The sequence below is a fragment of the Klebsiella sp. MBT K-1 genome, assembly GCF_002556465.1.
In the GTDB taxonomy this organism is placed as follows: Bacteria; Pseudomonadota; Gammaproteobacteria; order Enterobacterales; family Enterobacteriaceae; genus Klebsiella; species Klebsiella grimontii.
In genome coordinates, this window is sequence record NZ_PDEL01000014.1 from 1 (window position 1) to 21188 (window position 21188).

Annotated in this window: 17 protein-coding genes and 2 pseudogenes; 14 read left to right on the plus strand and 5 right to left on the minus strand. The window is 51.8% G+C overall.

The features are described 5' to 3' along the window. Nucleotides 1-75 precede the first annotated feature (75 nt). The 10 genes and pseudogenes from CMQ96_RS20310 to CMQ96_RS20355 all read left to right on the plus strand — a co-directional run. Nucleotides 76-2958 (plus strand): annotated as a pseudogene (locus CMQ96_RS20310) (phage tail tape measure protein); the annotation flags it as partial. A gap of 20 nt (nucleotides 2959-2978) precedes the next feature. Then, nucleotides 2979-3452: a hypothetical protein gene (locus tag CMQ96_RS20315; protein ID WP_073511344.1), complete on the plus strand. Its 474-nt coding sequence runs from the start codon at nucleotides 2979-2981 to the stop codon at nucleotides 3450-3452. Further along, on the plus strand, nucleotides 3439-3915 hold the full coding sequence (locus CMQ96_RS20320; RefSeq protein ID WP_049100206.1) for a DUF1833 family protein: 477 nt from the start codon (nucleotides 3439-3441) through the stop codon (nucleotides 3913-3915). Before CMQ96_RS20315 ends, CMQ96_RS20320 begins: the two co-directional genes overlap by 14 nt. A 12-nt stretch (nucleotides 3916-3927) precedes the next feature. Next, nucleotides 3928-4308 (plus strand): nitrite transporter, encoded by a 381-nt coding sequence (locus tag CMQ96_RS20325; protein ID WP_025713372.1) that lies wholly within the window; start codon nucleotides 3928-3930, stop codon nucleotides 4306-4308. Next, nucleotides 4305-7382 (plus strand): host specificity factor TipJ family phage tail protein, encoded by a 3078-nt coding sequence (locus CMQ96_RS20330; RefSeq protein ID WP_098067264.1) that lies wholly within the window; start codon nucleotides 4305-4307, stop codon nucleotides 7380-7382. The genes CMQ96_RS20325 and CMQ96_RS20330 overlap by 4 nt, the downstream gene beginning before the upstream one ends. Before the next feature lie 77 nt (nucleotides 7383-7459). Next, nucleotides 7460-9994, plus strand: coding sequence for a hypothetical protein (locus CMQ96_RS28930; protein ID WP_224253296.1), 2535 nt, complete (start codon nucleotides 7460-7462; stop codon nucleotides 9992-9994). A gap of 9 nt (nucleotides 9995-10003) precedes the next feature. After that, nucleotides 10004-10918, plus strand: coding sequence for an arabinofuranosidase catalytic domain-containing protein (locus CMQ96_RS20340; RefSeq protein WP_098067265.1), 915 nt, complete (start codon nucleotides 10004-10006; stop codon nucleotides 10916-10918). Further along, nucleotides 10918-11292, plus strand: a pseudogene (locus CMQ96_RS20345) (recombinase family protein); the annotation flags it as partial. The gene CMQ96_RS20340 and the pseudogene CMQ96_RS20345, both read left to right, overlap by 1 nt. An 86-nt stretch (nucleotides 11293-11378) precedes the next feature. Beyond that, nucleotides 11379-11618 carry a hypothetical protein gene (locus tag CMQ96_RS28935; protein WP_075208996.1) on the plus strand — a complete coding sequence of 80 codons (240 nt, stop codon included), beginning with the start codon at nucleotides 11379-11381 and terminating at the stop codon, nucleotides 11616-11618. Further along, on the plus strand, nucleotides 11618-11944 hold the full coding sequence (locus tag CMQ96_RS20355) for a hypothetical protein (RefSeq protein WP_098067266.1): 327 nt from the start codon (nucleotides 11618-11620) through the stop codon (nucleotides 11942-11944). Before CMQ96_RS28935 ends, CMQ96_RS20355 begins: the two co-directional genes overlap by 1 nt. Before the next feature lie 140 nt (nucleotides 11945-12084). Here CMQ96_RS20355 and CMQ96_RS20360 read toward each other — a convergent pair whose 3' ends face one another. Next, the gene (locus CMQ96_RS20360) at nucleotides 12085-13368 is read right to left on the minus strand and encodes a YeaH/YhbH family protein (protein WP_004121480.1); all 1284 of its coding nucleotides are present in this window, start codon (nucleotides 13366-13368) and stop codon (nucleotides 12085-12087) included. 130 nt (nucleotides 13369-13498) lie between these two features. Then, nucleotides 13499-15433 (minus strand): protein kinase YeaG, encoded by a 1935-nt coding sequence (yeaG, locus tag CMQ96_RS20365; protein ID WP_004121478.1) that lies wholly within the window; start codon nucleotides 15431-15433, stop codon nucleotides 13499-13501. Between the two features lie 426 nt (nucleotides 15434-15859). On the opposite strand from yeaG, the gene CMQ96_RS20370 reads away from it, so the two are divergent. Both CMQ96_RS20370 and CMQ96_RS20375 read left to right on the plus strand, forming a co-directional pair. Then, the gene (locus CMQ96_RS20370; protein WP_004138300.1) at nucleotides 15860-16606 is read left to right on the plus strand and encodes a MipA/OmpV family protein; all 747 of its coding nucleotides are present in this window, start codon (nucleotides 15860-15862) and stop codon (nucleotides 16604-16606) included. A gap of 92 nt (nucleotides 16607-16698) precedes the next feature. After that, on the plus strand, nucleotides 16699-17553 hold the full coding sequence (locus CMQ96_RS20375; RefSeq protein WP_049085330.1) for an aldo/keto reductase: 855 nt from the start codon (nucleotides 16699-16701) through the stop codon (nucleotides 17551-17553). A 117-nt stretch (nucleotides 17554-17670) separates the two neighbouring features. Here CMQ96_RS20375 and CMQ96_RS20380 read toward each other — a convergent pair whose 3' ends face one another. Both CMQ96_RS20380 and gapA read right to left on the minus strand, forming a co-directional pair. Further along, nucleotides 17671-18555 carry a D-hexose-6-phosphate mutarotase gene (locus tag CMQ96_RS20380; RefSeq protein ID WP_024359464.1) on the minus strand — a complete coding sequence of 295 codons (885 nt, stop codon included), beginning with the start codon at nucleotides 18553-18555 and terminating at the stop codon, nucleotides 17671-17673. Between the two features lie 74 nt (nucleotides 18556-18629). Further along, nucleotides 18630-19625 carry a glyceraldehyde-3-phosphate dehydrogenase gene (gene gapA, locus CMQ96_RS20385; protein ID WP_004138295.1) on the minus strand — a complete coding sequence of 332 codons (996 nt, stop codon included), beginning with the start codon at nucleotides 19623-19625 and terminating at the stop codon, nucleotides 18630-18632. 338 nt (nucleotides 19626-19963) lie between these two features. Between gapA and msrB the strand changes: the two genes are divergently transcribed. Together msrB and CMQ96_RS20400 are read left to right on the plus strand one after the other, a co-directional pair. Then, nucleotides 19964-20377 (plus strand): peptide-methionine (R)-S-oxide reductase MsrB, encoded by a 414-nt coding sequence (gene msrB / locus CMQ96_RS20395; protein ID WP_004121465.1) that lies wholly within the window; start codon nucleotides 19964-19966, stop codon nucleotides 20375-20377. A gap of 42 nt (nucleotides 20378-20419) precedes the next feature. After that, on the plus strand, nucleotides 20420-20695 hold the full coding sequence (locus CMQ96_RS20400) for a YeaC family protein (RefSeq protein WP_004138292.1): 276 nt from the start codon (nucleotides 20420-20422) through the stop codon (nucleotides 20693-20695). A 60-nt stretch (nucleotides 20696-20755) separates the two neighbouring features. Here CMQ96_RS20400 and yajD read toward each other — a convergent pair whose 3' ends face one another. After that, entirely contained in the window at nucleotides 20756-21100 is a 345-nt protein-coding gene (gene yajD / locus CMQ96_RS20405) for an HNH nuclease YajD (RefSeq protein ID WP_004138290.1), read from the minus strand. Nucleotides 21101-21188: the final 88 nt, after the last annotated feature.

The window sequence follows — 21188 nt, forward strand, 5'->3', positions numbered from 1 at the left end:
ATGGAAACCGCCAGCCCATTCCCCGGAGGAAAACATGGTCAGGCAAAAGTGTAGCGGTATTAGGCGCAGCTATTTAGCTCTGTCATAACACAATTCAGCCAGGCTCTGGCGCAGGGTGTGCTTCGCGGTGAAGAGTTCAACTCTGTAAACGAAAATGGCGATCGTGTCATTCGTGCATTAGCCGCAGGAATGGGGGTTGCCCGTAAAGACCTGAAGTCGATGGCCGATCAAGGCCAACTTACCATTGATAAAGTGGTTCCGGCATTAATCAGCCAGCTCGGCAAACTCAGAAGTGAATTTGGAGAATTACCACAAACAGTATCCTCATCAGCAACTAAAGTTGAAAACGCATTTATGCAATGGGTCGGGGGAGCCAATGAGGCCAGCGGAGCCACCCGAACACTCACCGGCATCCTTGACGGTGTGGCGAATAATATTGATGAAGTGGCAACAGCAGCGGGAGTTCTGGTAGCCGTAGGTGCCGCACGCTACTTTGGAAATATGGCATTAAGTGCCAGATCAGCAACTGCTGACATTATTAATGCTGCGAAAAGTGAAGTTGCGTTAGCGGAAGCACAGGTGAGGGGAACTCAAATTTCTACAGCCCGTGCTCGCGCGGCAGTATATCGCGCCCAGAAAGCGCTGGAAGCAGCACGGGGGACTGACGCACAGACTGCTGCAGAAAAACGGCTCTCACTAACGCAGGAGTCGCTTAACCGTAATATTCAGGCCAGAGTATCCGCTCAGACTGCACTGAACTCGGTTACTGCTGTGGGTTCCCGGCTCATGGGGGGAGCATTGGGCCTCGTTGGCGGTATTCCTGGGCTCGTTTTGCTTGGTGCCGGTGCCTGGTACACGATGTACCAGAATCAGGAGCAGGCCAGATTATCCGCTCAGGAATATGCAAAAACCATTGATGCAGTCCGTGAAAAGACAAAATCAATGTCCCTGCCTGAAGTTTCTGATAATGAGAACAAAACCCGTCAGGCGCTGGAGGAGCAAAACCATCTTGTTGATGCCCAAGCATCAAAAGTAAAAAGCCTGAAGGAAGAGATCGCGGGCTATCAGTATGTCCTGTCCAATCCTGGACCGACAACCAGTGGTGGTTTCATGATAAACCACCTGACTTCGGTCGAAACGGTCACTCGTGGTCTGGAGGAAGCGACTTCCGCTCTGGCCGTTGAACAGGAGAGATTAGCTCAGATGCAGGCTAAGTCTGAGTCGATCCAGTCGGTATTGGAGGGGATAGAGAACAGGCGAATAGTATTAATCCGGCAGCAGGCCGCAGAACAGAATTCAGCTTATCAATCGTTAATAATGATGAATGGTCAGCATACTGAATTTAACCGTCTCCTTGGGCTTGGTAATAATTTACTGATGGCACGACAAGGGTTGGTTAATGCTCCGATGCGGATTCCGCAGGCTGACTTAACATCACAACAAACAAATGCTCTTGAGAAAAGCCGCCGAGATTTAGCATTATCGAAACTTAAGGGCGAGGCAAAAGAGTTAGCCAGACTTGGTTTTGCCGCTGACGATTTGGGGTTGACTAGTGATCCTCAACACCAGACAGGAAGGCAGGAATTAATTAATAATGGAATTGCTGAGTGGAGAAATAATGAATCCAATAAACCCACCCGGAAAGCGCCAAAAAGCGAGGAATTAAAAGCCGCTGAGAAGACAGAAGATGTTTACAAGCGTCTTATTAAACAGCAGGAAGAACAAATTGCCTTGGGAAGCCAGAATACCGAACTGGCTAAAGTAAAATACCAGGTCACGCAGGGTGAGTTAGCCTCTCTTGAGCAAGCTAAAAAAGAAACCCTTCTGCACAATGCTGCGCTTATCGATCAGAAAAACATTGCTGAACAGTTAAAAACGTTCCGTGAGGGGCTCGCTGACAGCAACGCTGCTGCGCGTGAACGGGGGGATATTGATTTTCTTGGTGCCGGGATGGGGGATAAGGCCCGCGACCGCATGAAGGAAATGGCGGATATTCGCACTGATTTTCTCAAACAGCAGCGGGACCTGCAGCGGGATTTCAGCAAAGGTCAGATTTCTGAGGACCTGTACAAACAGCAAACGGAAGCGCTACAGGCGGCGCTTACTGAACGGCTCCAGATTCAGGAGGACTACTACAAGAAAACCGATGAACAGCAGTCAGACTGGCGGGCTGGGATCAGCGATTCACTGATGAACTACGCCGATCAGGCTGCTGACCTCAGTTCAATGGCAGCATCAGCGACCAGCGAGATTCTCAATAACACAACGAACTCCATTTCCAACAACCTGACCAGTGTCCTGACTGGTGCGACTTCGTTCAAAGATGGGATGTCAAATATCTTCAGCTCTCTGGGTGAAACGGTGATTAAGACGCTGATCCAGATGGCAACACAGGCGTTAATTACCAAAGCGATTATGGCGTCGTTCGGCGGTGGTGCTGGTGGGATGTTCGGTAGTCTTTTTGGTGGGGCAAGTGGAGCTGCAAGTAGTGGAACTGCATTGCAAAGCTTCGGATCGTCTTTTGCCTTTAATGCCCTCGGTGGTGTCTACGATTCGCCTTCACTTTCCGCATACAGCGGCGGTGTATACAGCACTCCGCAGTACTTTGCTTTTGCGAAAGGAGCGGGCGTGTTCGGTGAAGCGGGCCCGGAAGCGATTATGCCCCTGACCCGTGGCGCTGATGGTTCGCTGGGGGTTAAAGCTGTAGGGCGGGAATCGCCGGCGGTACAGAACGCTGCGAGGCAGCAGCAGGAAAGACAACTTCTTTCAACTGGTGACATCAACGTCAATTACCACCTCACTGGTAAACCGGATGATGTGATGATGCAGACATTGGATGTCCACGGCCGCCGCCTGGCTAAACAGATAAAATCAGAACTGACGAGCGACGTAAACAATCCTCAAAATGCCTTCGGTAGAGCACTTTACTCCAACCTTCAGCCCAAAAAACCACGATAACCTGCCCGGAGGGAATATTCATGGCAGATATTTTCTACCCGGATGAATACCTGCCCATGCCGCTTATGGACGGGTACGGGTTTAAGCCCATATCACCTTTACTGCGAACGGAGATGACGTCCGGTCGCGCTCAACAACGAAGGCGATATACCTCAACACCCACCCAGGCATCGGTTAAATGGATTTTTAAAACTGATGCTCTGGCGCAGGTGTTTGAGGCGTTTTTCAGGGATGCGCTTAAAGATGGCCAGTCCTGGTTCTATCTGAAACTCCAGACTCCAATCGGGGCAAAGCCCTATAAAGCCAGGTTCGTGGATATTTACGAAGGGCCGACGCTGGTCGCGCCAAAATACTGGCAGTACAGCGCAACGCTGGAATTATGGGAGCGCCCGTTACCGCCTTCAGGCTGGGGAAATTACCCGGAATGGCTGGCGGGCCAGTCGTTACTGGATATTGCGCTAAACAGAGAGTGGCCGAAGCATGACAATTCTTGAGCGACTATATGCCAGCAGCGGATCGGAGGTTATTCACGATACGTTGCAGATATCGGCAGGCGATGATAACTACTGGCTAACCAGTGGCTGGGATGACGTCTCAGTGACGCTGGAAAATGGTCAGCCGGCGACGTTTGAAGCCAGCGCGATAGATATCGCCTTACCAGCCAGGAACGCCGACGGGACACAGGATTTAAAGTTTGCTATCAGCAATATTGACGGAAGGGTTTCTGAGGCGATCGATAAAATCCTGGATGAAATGAAATCAGCCACGCTGACATTCCGGCGGTACATTTCATCCGATCTGTCTGCTCCGGCATCATCACCGTATACGCTCGATATAAAATCCGGCTCCTGGACCCCGACAGCAGTACAGGTCACGGCAGGCTATATGAATATCCTCAAAACAGCCTGGCCCCGTAAACGTTACAACCTCGCCGAGCATCCGGGCTTACGCTACTAACCTGAGGCAAATATGTTTAACCCTGATAAATACCGTTCTGTTAAATGGCAGAAGGGCGGTAGAGCCTACCCGCTACTTGACTGCTTCGGCATTGTGAATGAAATACGCAGCGACCTGGGGCTACCTGAATGGCCGGATTTTGCAGGTGTGACCAAAGACGGCGGGGGCCTCGACCGGGAGGCGAGAAAGCTGATGCTTTCGCTGAAGCGTTGTGACCCCTGTGAAGGTGCCGGAGTGGCCTGCTATTCGGGCTCAACAGTTTCCCATGTCGGGATCGTTGTCATGCTCGATAACCAGCTGCAGGTCGCGGAATGTAATCCAGGCTCGGGGGTTACGTTTCTGCCACTGGCGCGATTTATCCGCCGCTTTAACCGCGTGGAGTTCTGGCAATGACGATAAAGTTTTACCCGTCCCGGCTACCGGGTGAACCCCTTGAAACGCACGAGCATGGTGTGCTGACGCTGCATGAGTGGATGTGCAGAAATGTCCCGAGCTATTCGCAGGACAGAAAGCATCCTGTTGCTGTCGAACTGGACGGCCGGGCTGTTCCACCTGCGGAATGGCCACTATGTTTGCTGCGGCCAGACAGCGATGTGCGGATTTACCCGATCCCGTATGGAACCGGCCTTGAAATCGCCGTGTGGGTATCGGTTGCCGTATCTATTGCCTCTACGGCCTATGCGCTGTTTTTCGCCCCGAAACCAGAGCTGGGCGGGTTTTCGTCAGGCAATTCAGCATCACTGGACATGAACCCGGCAAAAGCGAATACAGCTAAGCTTGGCGATCCTGTTCGTGAGGTATTCGGAAGAAACAGAATTTATCCGGATTACCTGGTGCAGCCTGTCACTCGCTTTGACCCCAATGATCCCACCCGGATGACGGTCGAAATGTTTGTGTGTCTCGGATACGGTCGTTTCTCTTACACCGGCGGTGATTTTCGGGTGGGTGAAACTCCTGCTCTGCCGTTAGGCGATGGCTTTTCTTATACCAGCTATGGGCCTGGCGATAACGTGGCGGGGGACCGTCGCAGCGAGGTCTGGTTCAACAGTACAGAAGTTGGCGGGACATCAAGCGGGTCAGGTCTGGATATGGCTCAGACTGCCCCTGAAGCCAGTGATATCGTTGCTGATGCCATGACCGTCAGCGGCGCCTCAATCTCGTTTTCAGGTCTCGATGTCGACGATGACAACGATGATGATGAAGATGAGAACAAGCTGCCTCCTGGCTGGATTGAGGGTGCAATTGTCACTCTGAAAGCGCCGGTGAATTATCAGGTATCGATTGAGGATAGTTTTAACGTTCTGACAGGTGACGCCGTCGAAGAAGTGGCGCCATATAATGGTATGCCTGTAACGCTGACGTTTAGCGGTACCGATTATGATCTGCAGATTGCCACGTATACCCCTCACCAGGACGCCGTTCCGGGAACGGGTGGATCGACTGCAGCATTGCGCGCCAGTGCGTCGCCAGCCACGTATGATTTTACGACAACCAGCCAGACGTTTGCTCTGACCTGGCAGGGCGTCACCTATACCCTGTCCCTGGTTGCTGACTACGGCACAATGTCCGGTTTGCTGGCGGCGATTAATAGCGGGCTCACCGGATCGGGGTTGATTGCTCAGGATGACGGCGGCGTGATTCGTATCGTGGAAATCTCCAGCCCGTGGCGTGGCGGTTCCATTACGTCATCATTCCTGCCCGCGTCAGTTTTTGGAGACAGCCCTGTGTTTACTGCCGGTACAGCATCCAGTGGCGGAAGCCCGGCGGTCACAGCCAGTGTCAGGCTGGCATACGATTCCGGTACCGCATTTTCTGGCCTGCCGGACGGCACGCAGCGGATTTCCCTGGCTCACCGTGGCAACGAATACCAGATAGCATCGACTGGCGGATCGTCTGCGACCGTACAGAGAGTGGTTAACGGTGCCGTTGACTACACCTGGTCAGGTTTTCTGACCCGTACCGTCGTGGATTTTGCCGCGTCTGGTATTAACGATAATGAAACATGGCTCGGCCCCTTTCTGGCCTCCCCGCAAAATGAAGTTGTGGACGCCTTCGAGGTCAACTTTGCTTTCCCAAACGGAATTTGCGGATTCCAGAACAACGGGAATAAGCGGGTTCGCCATGTTGAGTATGAAATTCAGTACCGCGTATATGGTTCCGGATCGGGGTGGACGAGTAAGCAGGGGGTGTACGCGCTTAAAAACGTTAATGGCCTCGGTTTTACAGAGCGTTTTGATCTGTCTTCACCCGGGCTGGTGGAGGTTCGATGCCGCCGCCGCAACGAGCAGGGGAGCAACAACGCGAGAGACAGCATGTTCTGGCAGGCGCTCAGAGGTCGTTTGCTTTCCCGTCCGACCTCCTACGCAGGGATATCAACAATAGGGATCACGGTTGAAACCGGCGGCCAACTGGCGGCGCAGTCAGACAAGCGTGTGAGTGTTGTCGCCACGCGAAACTATGATGGCGGTGGTGACAGGACAATCAGCGGGGCATTCCTGCATCTGGCCCGCAGTCTGGGTTATCGCGACGACCAGATCGACATTTCCACAATTAACATGCTTGAGGCTAACTACTGGACGCCACGAGGCGAGTATTTTGACCATCAGGCAAGCAGTGACAGCACGTCCGCAAAGGATATTTTCGACAAGATTGCTGAAGCAGGCATGGGGTATTTTCTGCTGTCTGACGGCTTACTTTCCGTCGGGCGTGAAGGGGTTAAAAGCTGGACCGGAATCATCACCCCCCAGGATACTGTCGAGGAAATGCAGACATCATTCAGGGTTCCTTCGGAGGACGATTTTGATGGCGTGGATGTGAAATACATCAATCCCGTTACCTGGGCGGAGGAGACCGTACAGTGCCGGACGCCTGAAAATCCGTTCCCCCGGAAAACGGAGGCTTACACCATCGATGTCGTCATGACAGCGGATCGTGCCTGGCGTATCGGGATGCGCCGGTTAATGAAATATCTTCATCAACGCCGGACGTATACGGCTACAACTGCAATGCTGGGATGGTGCCATGATTTTGGTGACCACATCATTTTGTCAGATGATATTCGAACCGGGAAAACCCAAAGTTGCCTGATTGACGCAATGACATACGACTTTCAGGAAATAACGTTACATGTCACCGAGCCTCTGGACTGGAGCTATACAAATCCCCGGTGCTGGATACAGTTTCAGAACAGTCGTCCATCGTCACGGATGCTGACGCCGCAGCGGATAGATGATTTCACTCTTACCATACCTTACAACGACGATCTGCACCCGGAAGACTGGATTATGGACGACCCTGATATTGATCTACCGCGTTTGCTGTTCTGCGACAGTGAAAAAGGTGCCCGGCATGGGATAGTCCAGGAGGTCGCCCCCTCCGGTGACAGCAACTGTCAGATAACCGCGCCGGAATATAAAGAAATTTTCTACGCCTACGACGACGCTATCTACCCCGGCGACGTCTCGTAATACCCCATAAAAACCCCTTATTAACTCTTTTCGCTCAAACCCTCGTTTGCGCGAATGCCTTTTTTGGAGCAAAAAACATGGCTGCAGATGAACTGAATCCGCCGCTGGGTACGACGACGCCTGAAATCTTTTTAGATAACGTTAAGCGGGCCGATCGGTTAGTGAACGGTCCGGCAGGAACGGTTAACGACCGTGCAGGTGAACCGCTTGATACGTGGCGCCAGATGATGGTGAAAAATGATGAGGTCAGGCAGAACATCATTCCGCTGAGTAAGCAATACCAAACGCTGGCTGCGGCGCAGGCGGATATCGCGAATATCCCTGAGGGGAGCACCACGTATTACCGCAGTCCGGACGATAGCGCGCTCGCTATCGAGGTCATGAACGTTAGTGGGACACTGCAACCTACCGGCCGGACAATGGCATCAGGAGAACTCGTCGCTAAAATTGATAATCGCATTTCTGAATCTGAAGGCGAAAATATTGTTGAAATTCATGACAGTGAGAAAAACATTGTTGGTCTTCTTGATAAAGATGGTTATTTCTTTTTGCCTTATTTACCGGAATCCGTGCAGAATACAATCAATCGGTTGTTGGCGCTGGTTTCATCACGTAGTGGAAGTGATATTTTCAGATTAGGTGATGGTGAGAATGATACCTTCATACAGGATTGCGACGGTCGTGTATTCGTTCCGCTACTTAATTTGTCCATCCAGGATTATTTTAAGTACATTGAATCCTATGCTTCGTTAACTACCGGGGACGATATCCTGCGCTTTGGTGATGGCGAACATGACACACTCATTCAGGCAAATGATGGCCACCTGTATCTACCTTTGCTGGCTGACTCAGTTCAGGATGAAATAAATAACCTGAAAAACAATCAAACGCCCGAATCATCGGTTGTTTCGATTGATATCCGTAATCAGGTAGATACAGCTGCTTATATTAATATTCCCGATGGTTATTATGCTGAGAAAATAAAATGGTTACGTGATAACGTAGCTATTCCAGATGCTACCGGGTACGCATATGTATTAACAGCTGACGATATGATGAAAAATATTACGCTTAGCATTGAGAGTTTATTGGGTGGAAATAGGGTATCAGATAAAACCACCGGACAGATTGGCGGGATAATGCTGGAGAGCGCCGGGCTGGCTGGCTCAATTTATGAGGGGTACACTCTATCTGCAGGTGACGATTTCAATACGCTGGATATTTTGAGCCCGGCGAATCCTAAGGGGCGTTGGTTTACTACCCGCACTTACCTCAACCCGCCGCGGGGCTCTGATACGCAGCTGGGCACAATGTACGACACTGATCCCGCGTTTACGGGCTTTAATGACTCGAACCGGGGCGTGCCGGTGGGTTTTGATAATATGCGCGTTGAAGATGGTGTTCTGAGGCTTCAGGCCCGTGCAGCTACTGCGAATGAAAAACCCCATCTGCAAGGCTCAAGGCATGACCTGGCGGCGATGGTGAGCTCTGTAGGCGCATTTTCATTTTTCGCCGGTCCCGCCGGGACTGGAGATTGTATTATTGAGTGGTATGCGATGTTCACTCACAAAACACAAAACCCGCCAGGGTGGCACCCGTCATTATGGACCCAAAGTTCGCTGCCATCCTACACCTACAATTCGGATGAGCTGGATATTATCGAGGGCATCAGCCAGTTTGCAACGTCAAATTATAATCTCTGGGGAGCAGATGGTTCAAAAACAGGCGGTGGAACGCTTGGACCGGAAAAATATATATTTGATGGCAAGTACCATAAAATTAGCGCCATCCTCAATCAAAGTAATGTCCAGATATTCATTGATGATACTTTTAGCAGCATATTAAGTCTTGATGCCAATTCAGTACGTGAACCGGGTTATTTGTTGATGAGTAGTCATGTATATAAAGGCACTTTCCATGGTGAAACCTATTCTGCCTGGGCATGGGAAAAATTCTGGAAGGGGGCGACAATCAGTGTTGACTGGTGCCGCATCTGGCGTAAAACAGGATTGAGTCATATAAAACCGCTTGTCATCGTTCCTTCAGTCAACATTGATTATGGCAGCAGCGGCACAATAGTGCTTCCGGCTAAGTCGGTTCTGTGGGGCCGTGACGATGTTTCAGAGCATATCCAGACGGTCATGACTGAAGAGAATGAACCCGGTGGCAGCCATACAGTATCCTATAACTCCCTGCCTCCTTTTGTTACTTACGATGCATCCACCCGAAGCATTACTATCAGTAACGGATACACGAAAGCGGGACGTCTTAACTTCGTTATTTATGGCTATCTGCAGGATGGCTCAAGCTGCGAACCCGCCCGCACATGGGCCAATATTGGACCTCGTTATTCAGGTGACGCATTAACACTGAAACCAGGAAAAAGTGTTGATTTATATCCTCTCTGGGATTGCGGAATTCTTGTCACTGATGGCGAGAAATGTACCAAAACCATCGGCGTTTATTCACTACCCGAAGGCGTGATCTTTGACACCAAAAGCTGCCAGTTAATCAACTTCGGTGGTCAAAATGGCTCATATGTTATTACCAGCGCCTGCCAGAACAGTGTCGGACAGACAGCGGTCCAAAAAATAAATCTGATTATTAATTAAGAGGTCATCATGCTTGTACTTAATTCTAACTCTGCATATACCGGCGATAAAAAAGATTTACCCGGTTACTGGCCTACTTTTGGATATACTCCCACAGTGGCTCTGTCTTTGCGGCAGCTTTCAGCATCCTACACCGGGCCTGCAATTCGTGTACGTCGCTCCAGTGATAACACAGAGATTAATATTGGATTTACTGCCGAAGGCGATCTGGACACGACGGCGCTGCTTAATTTTTGCGGTTCAGGCAACGGATTTATCAGTGTCTGGTACGATCAATCGGGTAATGAGTTTAATGCTATCCGCGAAAATGTGTCCGGACAGCCACGGATAGTTTCGGCAGGCGCTGTTGATCTGATTGGTTCTAAACCAGGCGTGGTATTCGACGGAACAAGTGATGCCCTCTCTTTAACGGCGGCTGTTTCTGCGTTATCTGGAGTAGCAAGTTTGTCCTCATCTCTTGTTCTGCGTTTTCGATCTTCGCCCGCAGCGGCCTGTAGTATTTTCTCATTTTATAAATCAGACAGCCCCGTTCGTCGTCGATACAACCTGGGCGCAGGATTTCAGAGTCAGGCGAAAAACCTGCTACAAATAATTTCGACGCAGGCAGATTCGGGTAACGCTGAGATCGTGACAGAAACTACCCCGTTTACAGCAAATACAAATATTATTGTTCGCTCCTACATCGACTTTAAAACTCATATACAGGGTATCGCGCTGGACAGCGGAGGATGGGTTACCGGCGCCGTGTCTGGTGATGTCACAGGAATATCTGATTCCGCTGTACTGGGTGGCGGGCCGTGGGTAAGCGGGGCGCCAAGCGAACTTTCTTACGTGACTATCGGCGAATTTATCCTCGTTGATTCAAAAAGCGATTATTTCCTCAGAAACATCACGGCTAATCAGCAGAAATACTTTACTAATTAATTCAAGCCTTGATATTGCGGCTGGCAATTATCATGACAGCCGCCATTTGTTATTTCCGAAGCCTGACTGACAGCATCGATACCAGTACGCCAGCAGGGCATTTTTTCTTCCACGTCATGAGTGCACTGGCGGAAATGGAAAGATAGCTGATCGTCGAGCGTACCCGCGCCGGTTTAGCAGCGGCAAGGGAGCAGGGGCGCATCGGTGGCCGCCGCCGGATAATGACCACCGAAGTTGTGGAACGCTGCCGCAGGATGCTGGAGAACGGCGCAACCCGGCAACAGATAGCCGATGTAGTTGGGGTGGGGACCAAGAGCATTTACAAATATCTTCCAGTCGGTATCCCCACAAAAAGCAAAGCGTTACCTCAGTGATAAAGATCGATAGATGAAACCTGCATTGAACAAAATTCACGATGAAATTACTGTATATATAAACAGTGTTTATGCGAGGGACGATTGTGCTTAGACAAACAGACATTAACCAGGCATTTCGCGAGTCAGTTTTACGTAACTCGAAGGGATATCAATACTTATATACAAGAGATTTCGTTTCATCATTACAGCAGCGCGGCATTCACTTTTCACACTCTGAGGCTAATCGATGGATAGAGCGCTATCAGTCGTGCTTCGCTGACAAAACGCCGGATCACACAGAAAACAGGCTGTGGATTCTCCGCAACATGGGGAGGGTGATGTAATGACTGCCAGCTATTTTCCTTCACCTGCTGCCGACTACGTTGAGCAGAGGCTTACTGTCACGGCTGCGTGCAACATTGGCGCGAACTCTCAGATTATAGAGACTGATCGCGGATTTGTGGTCCTCGATCAGTCGTTAAAAGTGACGCAAGGAAGCGTCCTTCTGATCCGCCTGGCTGGCGAACTGCAGTTTGCAAAATTGATGGGGCGTTCTTTTATCACTGTCGAAGGTGAATCGATAGAAGGGGAGGCAATGGAAGATGTTGAAGTGTTGGGGGTGGCTACGCACGCGATCAACGACTTGAGGCAGGACGATAGCCCGATTTGATGTGAGTAAAGTTATGCTTAAAAAGGAAGAATGCTTCCCCAAAATGAAAGGCATATCATTGATTAAATAAGAAAATAAAACATACTCAAAAGAGGGGGGAATCAGCCAGGAAGTTTATATAACTGGCTGATTTTATTTAACTAAGTGTCAATCTTGGAAGTCTGCTTGTGAAACAGTTCGCGAAATACCGGATAAATATCTTCCGGGTCGCGAATATGCTGCATAGCAAAGTTTTCGAAGGTCGACTGCAGGTGTTCATACTCCCGCCACAGCGTCTGGTGCGCCCGACGGGTTATCTCAATATAGCTATAGTAGCGCACCACGGGCAGGATCTTCTTCGCCAGCAGTTCATGACACAGCGGTGAGTCGTCCGCCCAGTTATCCCCATCCGAGGCCTGCGCGGCGTAGATATTCCACTGCGCCGGGTCGTAGCGCTCTTTGACCACTTCATCCATCAGCTTCAGGGCGCTGGAGACAATCGTGCCGCCGGTTTCCTGCGAATAAAAGAATTCGTGTTCGTCGACCTCTTTAGCCTGCGTATGGTGGCGGATATAAACGACATCGACGTTTTTATAGGTCCGGCTGAGGAACAGATACAGCAGGATGTAAAAGCGTTTTGCCATGTCCTTGGTCGCCTGGTCCATGGAGCCCGAGACGTCCATCAGGCAGAACATGACTGCCTGGCTTGACGGTTCTGGCCGTTTTTCGTAGTTCTTGTAACGTAGATCGAAAGTATCAATAAACGGGACGCGGTCGATTTTCGCCCGCAGTTCGGCTATCTCTTTGCGCAGCCGCTCCTCTTCCAGCAGCTGTGCCGGTTCGCTTTTGCTAATGGTATCAAGGTCTTCTTCCAGCGCGTGCAGTTCCCGGCGTTTACCGGCGGTCATCGCCGTGCGCCGCGCCAGCGAGTTTTGCAACGAGCGAACGACGCTGATATTGGCGGGAACGCCGTTAGCGGTATAGCCCGCGCGATGGGTTTTATACTCCGTCAGCTGACGCTGCTGGTTTTTCTTCAAATTTGGCAGGGCGAGATCCTCGAACAATAGATCGAGATATTCATCTTTCGAAATCTGAAAGACAAACTCGTCCTGGCCTTCGCCGTCGGCGCTGGCTTGCCCCTGACCGCTGCCTCCACCGCCACCGCCGCCCTGAGGGCGTTCGATACGGTCATTTTGTACAAAGTGATCGTTACCGGGGTGTACGCGATTGCGCAGGCCGCCGCGTCCCTGATGAAACATCGGTTCGTTAATATCGTCCGTTGGGATGGAGACGGACTCTCCGCTCTGAATATCGGTCACCGAGCGCTTGTTGATGGCCTCGGAGATCGACTGCTTTATCTGCGCTTTATAGCGGCGCAGAAAGCGCTGCCGGTTGACGGCGCTTTTATTTTTCCCGTTCAGGCGTCGGTCTATGAACCAGGTCATATGCCCTCCTGTACTGCATTTGCCAACTATGCCCCGGCCATTCAGGCGCGGAAAACAGCCCATCGCTGAATGTTATTGGGTCTTCGCAGTTATTATTAACCCGACAGCGGTGAGCTGCCGGGCCGGTCTATCAGGATGATTTACGTACCCGCAGATACCATTCGCACAGCAGACGAACCTGCTTACGGGTATAGCCTTTCTCCATCATGCGGTCGACAAAGTCATCGTGTTTTTTCTGCTCATCGGTTGACGTTTTGGTGTTGAAGGAAATCACCGGCAACAGCTCTTCGGTATTGGAGAACATTTTCTTCTCGATAACCGTGCGCAGTTTCTCGTAGCTGGTCCAGTTTGGATTACGCCCGCTGTTGTGCGCTCTGGCGCGCAGCACGAAGTTGACTATCTCGTTGCGGAAGTCTTTCGGGTTGCTGATCCCGGCGGGCTTCTCGATTTTCTCCAGTTCCGCATTCAGCGACTCGCGGTCAAACAGCTGGCCGGTATCCGGGTCGCGGTATTCCTGATCCTGAATCCAGAAGTCAGCGTAGGTGACATAACGGTCGAAAATGTTCTGCCCGTACTCAGAGTAGGATTCAAGGTAGGCGGTCTGGATCTCTTTGCCGATAAACTCGGCGTATTTCGGGATCAGATAGCCTTTGAGGAACTCAAGATAACGCTCTGACTGCTCCTGCGGGAACTGCTCGCGCTCGATCTGCTGCTCGAGGACGTAGAACAGATGCACCGGGTTGGCGGCGACTTCGGCATGGTCAAAGTTAAATACCCGCGACAGGATTTTGAACGCGAAGCGGGTAGACAGGCCGTTCATCCCTTCATCAACGCCGGCATAATCGCGATACTCCTGATAGGATTTCGCTTTCGGGTCGGTGTCTTTCAGGCTTTCGCCGTCATAGACGCGCATTTTTGAGTAAATGCTCGAGTTTTCCGGCTCTTTCAGCCGCGACAGAATCGAGAAGCGCGACAGCGTTTCCAGCGTGCCCGGCGCGCACGGCGCATGGGTCAGTTCGCTGTTATTAAGCAGTTTTTCATAGATGCGGATCTCTTCCGAGATACGCAGGCAATAAGGCACCTTGACGATATATACGCGGTCGAGGAAGGCCTCATTGTTTTTGTTATTCCGGAAGGTCACCCATTCCGATTCGTTGGAGTGGGCGAGGATGATCCCGTTGAACGGCAGGGCGGAGATCCCTTCGGTACCGTTATAGTTGCCTTCCTGCGTGGCGGTCAGCAGCGGGTGCAGCACCTTGATAGGCGCTTTAAACATCTCGACGAATTCCATCAGCCCCTGGTTGGCGCGGCACAGGGCGCCGGAGTAGCCGTAGGCATCCGGGTCATTCTGCGCGTAGTGCTCCAGTTTACGAATATCCACTTTACCGACCAGCGCGGAGATGTCCTGGTTGTTCTCGTCGCCGGGCTCGGTTTTGGCGATGGCGATCTGCGCCAGAATTGATGGCCACACTTTCACCACGCGGAACTTAGTGATGTCGCCGCCGAATTCATGCAGACGCTTGGCCGCCCACGGCGACATAATCGTCCCCAGATAGCGGTTTGGAATGCCGTACTCTTTTTCGAGGATTTGCGCATCCTCCTGCGGGTTGAACAGACACAGCGGATGGTCGTTGACCGGGCTGCGCTCTCCGTTTGCGCTGAGCACATAGATAGGGACGCGCTGCATTAAGGACTTCAGGCGTTCGGCAAGCGATGATTTACCGCCGCCCACGGGCCCCAGCAGATACAGAATCTGTTTCTTCTCTTCCAGCCCTTGAGCGGCGTGCTTCAGGTAAGAAACAATTTGCTCAATGGCATCTTCCATCCCGTAAAACTCTTCAAAGGCCGGATAGCGTGCGACAACCCGGTTTGAAAAGAGACGGGATAGCCTGGGTTCGAGGGCCGTATCGACCATGACCGGCTCACCGATGGCCATCAGCAATCTTTCTGCTGCGTTAGCATAAGCACTGCGATCTTGCCGACAGATGGTAAGAAACTCCTGCAGTGTGAACTCTTCGTCCTTGGCAGCTTCATAGCGCTGGCGATAGTGATCGAATATATTCATGGCATGCCGTCCTTTCGTTTTTAGCACAGGTTGAGAGCCGTTCATATGAATAGTGGGAGCCCCCGGAAGAGGTAAGCTGCATAGCGCTCTCTGATACTCCAGCAACCCTTATGCCAGGTTGGCGAAATATCGGGATAACGTGCCCCGCATTTACTTCTTCTAAATTTAAGCGTAGATGCATTTGGAAAACTTGCATGGCGTAGAAAATCAATTTCAATGACATATCAATAACTCATCCGAAAAACGGTCTCTTTTTTGCACCTCTTGTCCTGCGGCGTCATGGCGCTGTCATTCAGGTGTCAGCTTGTGGTCATCTGACGATGAGAAAATGATGAGTTCAGTGTAATGACTGGTAAAGAATTTGAGGCATGACGTATACAACGTTAAACTGCCTGCGCTGATTATTTGACAACAGGAATATGGATCGTGACTAAAATCAAACTTCTGGCACTTGGTGTGTTGATTGCGAGTTCAGCATCCGCCGTACACGCTGAAGGGAAGTTCACTTTAGGGGCGGGTGTGGGTGTGGTCGAACATCCCTACAAGCAATATGATGCTGATGTTTACCCGGTGCCCGTTATTAATTATGAGAGCGATAACTTCTGGTTTCGCGGCTTGGGTGGTGGTTACTACCTGTGGAATGATACCAACGATAAGCTCTCTGTGACCGCGTACTGGTCGCCGATGTACTTTAAGCCTGGCGACAGCGATAGCCAGCAGATGCGTCGCCTGGATAAACGTAAGTCCACGGTGATGGCGGGGCTCTCCTACGAACACTATACGCAGTACGGCTTCCTGCGCACCGCGCTGTCAGGGGACACCCTGGATAACAGCAACGGTATCGTATGGGATCTGGCCTGGCTGTATCGCTATACCAACGGCAACCTGACGCTTACGCCGGGTATTGGCGTGGAGTGGAACAGCGACAACCAGAACGAGTACTACTATGGTGTTTCGAAACATGAGTCGAATCGCAGCGGCATGCGCAGCTACGATCCGGACAGCAGCTGGAACCCGTACCTCGAGCTGTCGGCAAACTATCGTTTCCTCGGCGACTGGAGCGTATACGGCGTGGCGCGCTATACCCGTCTGTCCGATGAAATCACCGATAGCCCGATGGTGGACAAATCCTGGAGCGGCCTGATTTCTACCGGGGTCACTTACTCCTTCTGATAGTGCTTTATTACAGGGCATTTTGTGCATCAAAACAGGGCGTCTCGCCCTGTTTTGCATTATGGTGGTGCAATCATTTGCAGGAGGTAGCGATGGCAGAAAGGACCATTCGTTTTGGCGAGCATCCGGCGGTTCCCGTTATCGGGCAGGGGACCTGGTATATGGGTGAAAACCCGGCGCTGCGCGCGCAGGAGGCGGCTGCACTGCGCGCGGGCATCGATCTTGGCCTGACGGTTATCGATACGGCGGAAATGTATGCTGACGGCGGCGCTGAAGAGGTCGTCGGCGAGGCGATTCGCGGGCAACGCGATCGGGTGGTGCTGGTGTCTAAAGTCTATCCATGGAATGCCGGTGGACGCAAAATAGCCCGCGCCTGCGAGGCCAGCCTGCGCCGCCTCAATACCGACTATCTGGATCTTTATCTGCTGCACTGGCGCGGAGATTATTCTCTACAGGAGACGGTTGCCGGCATGGAAGCGCTGGTTGCGCAGGGTAAAATTCGCCGCTGGGGCGTGTCGAATCTCGATGAGGATGATATGCAACAGCTCTGGCAGGTGGAGGGCGGCGAACGGTGCGCGACCAATCAGGTGCTCTATCATCTGGCTTCCCGCGGCATTGAGTATGACCTGCTGCCGTGGTGCCAGCAGCGGCGGCTGCCGGTAATGGCCTATTGTCCGCTGGCTCAGGCCGGTCGCCTGCGCAATGGACTTTTAAATCATACCGTTGTGAAAAATATTGCGCAGGAGCGGGGCGTGACCGCGGCGCAGATTCTGCTGGCGTGGGTGATTAGCCGCCGGGAGGTACTGGCGATCCCGAAAGCGTCGAGCATTGAGCATGTCGCGCAGAATGCCGCGGCGCTGGATATTGTGCTGAACGATGAGGAGCTTGCGCTTCTCGATAAAGCTTACCCGGCGCCGGCCAGAAAAACGCCGCTGGATATGGTGTAAAGCAAAGCCCAACTCTGCGATCGGCAAAATACGCGCACAATCAGTCGAGTAGGCCGGGCAAGGAGTAAGCCGCCGCCCGGCAGAACGATGTTAACACGCGCGCCATCCTGCTTTGCGTTAGCGTTTCACCACGCGGAGGGTTTGCGCCAGGCGCGAAGGTTTCTCTTCGCTGGCCTTCTGGGTTTCGGTCACGCAGCAGGTTTCTACGCAGACGAAGGTTTTGTAGCCATTATCCGGCATGTCGCCCATGCTGACGGAAAGCGCCGGACCCGGGTTCCAGGCCACCACGTTGCTGTTGTGATGATGCGTAACGTCGATATTGCGGTTCAGCGCATCGTCGTGAATCACGCTGCAGGTTTCGGCATTCAGATACACGCGGTCGGTACGATCGGGAAAGGTCTCTGTGCCATTGCTCAAAACGCCTTCTTCCGCGTTTTTCACTTTATCAATATAACGCTCCCCCAGACCGCTGACCTTCACAGCCGCAATGTCGCCGACGTTGAAATAGGTGTGCAGGGCGGAAGTGGTTTCAAATTCGCCGTGCGCTTCCAGCTCAATTTCGCAGGTTTTGCCCAGCTTGAAACGCGCCAGCAGGGTGAACTCGTGCGGCCAGTACTGGCGGGTAGCCTCGCTGCTTTTCAGTTCAAAGGTCAGCACCGCGCCTTTGTCATCTTCATCGTGCCCTTTCAGAGCCCAGGGCAGATTGCGGGCGAAGCCGTGGGAGGGCAGACCCGGCTGCGCAGAAGGGCCGAACCACGGCCAGCAAATCGGCACGCCGCCGCGCAGGGCAACGCCGTTTTTAAACGGCGTATTGCCGCTGAGCCACAGGACTTCTTCTTCGCCCGCGGGCTTCCAGGAGAGCAGGTGAGCGCCCTGCAAAGCCACGGAGGCTTTCACCTGCGGATGGTCAACGACGATCAGCTCGAGGTCATCAAGCTGGCGGCGGGAAAGGACAGGGGTAAGTTGTTCGATAACCGGGAGGGCAAAAATTTTATTAATCATTACGCAATCCTTTATCTTCAGACAAAAAAAAGAGCGACCGAAGTCGCTCTTACAGATTACTGTCTCATCTCAACTTATTTGGAGATGTGAGCAATCAGGTCCAGAACCTTGTTGGAGTAACCAGTTTCGTTATCGTACCAGGAAACCAGTTTCACAAAGTTGTCGTTCAGAGCGATACCCGCTTTGGCGTCGAATACGGAAGTGCAGATTTCACCGTTGAAATCGGTGGATACAACGTCGTCTTCGGTGTAGCCCAGAACGCCTTTCATTGCGCCTTCAGAAGCAGCTTTGATTGCTTTCTTAATTTCTTCATAAGAAGCAGCTTTTTCCAGACGAACGGTCAGGTCAACAACGGATACGTTCGGAGTCGGAACGCGGAACGCCATACCGGTCAGTTTGCCATTCAGTTCTGGCAGGACTTTACCTACAGCTTTAGCAGCGCCGGTAGAGGACGGGATGATGTTCTGAGCTGCGCCGCGGCCGCCGCGCCAGTCTTTGTGAGACGGGCCATCAACGGTTTTCTGAGTTGCGGTGGTTGCGTGAACGGTAGTCATCAGACCTTCGATGATGCCGAAGTTGTCGTTGATAACTTTTGCCAGCGGAGCCAGGCAGTTGGTGGTGCAGGATGCGTTGGAAACGATGTCCTGGCCTTCGTATTTGTCAAAGTTAGCGCCTTTAACAAACATCGGGGTGTTGTCTTTGGACGGGCCAGTCAGTACGACTTTTTTCGCGCCAGCGGTGATGTGTTTACGAGCGGTTTCGTCGGTCAGGAAGATACCGGTTGCTTCAGCAACAACGTCAACACCCACTTCGTCCCACTTCAGGTTAGCCGGGTCACGCTCAGCGGTAACACGGATTTTTTTACCGTTAACGATCAGATGACCGTCTTTCACTTCAACGGTACCGTTGAAACGGCCGTGAGTGGAGTCATACTTCAGCATGTAAGCCATGTAGTCAGCGTCTAACAGGTCGTTGATTGCAACGATCTCGATGTCAGAACGTTCCTGAGCAGCACGGAAAACAATGCGACCGATACGGCCAAAACCGTTGATACCTACTTTGATAGTCATATATTCCACCAGCTATTTGTTAGTGAATAAAAGGTTGCCTGTAAAATTACAAAAACCTTACGCAGCGTCAAGCGGAATCGTGTCAATCATTGCGACAAATCAATCCAGAGCATGCCTTTGCGCGGTCGATTTATCCCACTTTCCCTTTGAGCCCAATTCCATATGGGGGCTGCGCCCGGAATTTTAAAGGTCATTGAAGATAAAAATGTGATATTAATCACAATTGTGTGGCTGCCTTTTGGCGTCGCCTAAGTTTAGAACAAAAGTGCACGCTTCATTGTTAATATTTTGTTAGAATTGACGTGAAAAGTTGTCCTTTCACAGCGAGAAGCAAGTCAATGTCGAATAAACCCTCTTCGGACGAGCTCAAAAAAAATTTGAGCGAGATGCAGTTTTACGTGACGCAGAATCACGGTACTGAGCCGCCGTTCACCGGGCGGTTGCTGCACAACAAACGCGATGGCGTCTACCACTGCCTGGTGTGCGATGCCGCGCTGTTTCACTCGCAAACCAAGTATGATTCCGGCTGCGGCTGGCCGAGCTTTTATGAGCCCGTCAGCGATGACGCAATTCGCTACCTTAATGATTACTCCCACGGTATGCAGCGCACGGAAATTCGCTGCGGAAACTGCGATGCTCACCTTGGGCACGTATTCCCGGATGGCCCTCAGCCCACCGGAGAACGTTTTTGCGTTAATTCGGCCTCGTTAAGCTTCACCAATGACGAAAACGGTGAGCAAATTAAGGGTTGAAAAAACGATTCAGCAAATTATTCCAAACGGGGATATCGGAAGATGGAAATCGATCGGATTATTGACGGTATGACGCCGGAAGTTTATCAGCGCCTGGCCACGGCGGTGGAGTTGGGTAAATGGCCGGACGGCGTGGCGTTGACTGACGAACAGAAAGAGAACTGCCTGCAGCTGGTGATGCTTTGGCAGGCGCGCTACAACGTTGACGCGCAGCATATGACCATCGATACCAACGGGCAGATGGTGATGAAAAGTAAACAGCAGCTGAAAGTTGACTTCGGCATTACGCCGCAGCCTATCGCGACCTTTAAATCCTGAGCCTGAAAAGGCCTGCGTCAGCCCGGCCAGGTGTGCGCCGGGCTTTGATGCGTCACAGCGTTATTTCTTGTTCATCATCGCCTTAAGATCGGCGAAGGGGTTATATTTCGCTTCGCCGACGCTTTTCTGCGCATCTTCGCCGGCGACCACCGTCGAGCCGTACAGATCGGCTTCGGTGTATTTTGAGTGCTCATGATCGTGACAGTACAGGCACAGCATCTCCCAGTTGCTACCATCTTCCGGGTTATTGGAGTGGTCGTGATCGATATGGTGCACCGTCAGCTCACGCAGGTTTGAATAGACAAACTCACGCGAGCAGCGTCCGCAGACCCAGGGGAAGAGCTTCAGCGCTTTTTCGCGGTAACCGACTTCCAGACGGGCGTAGTTTTTCGGGATATAAGCCATAATACCCATGCCTTCTGTTGCAAATGAAAAGCTGCGCCTGAGCTGGCGCAGCGGAATGCAGTTATCATAACCTATTGTGCATGCGCTG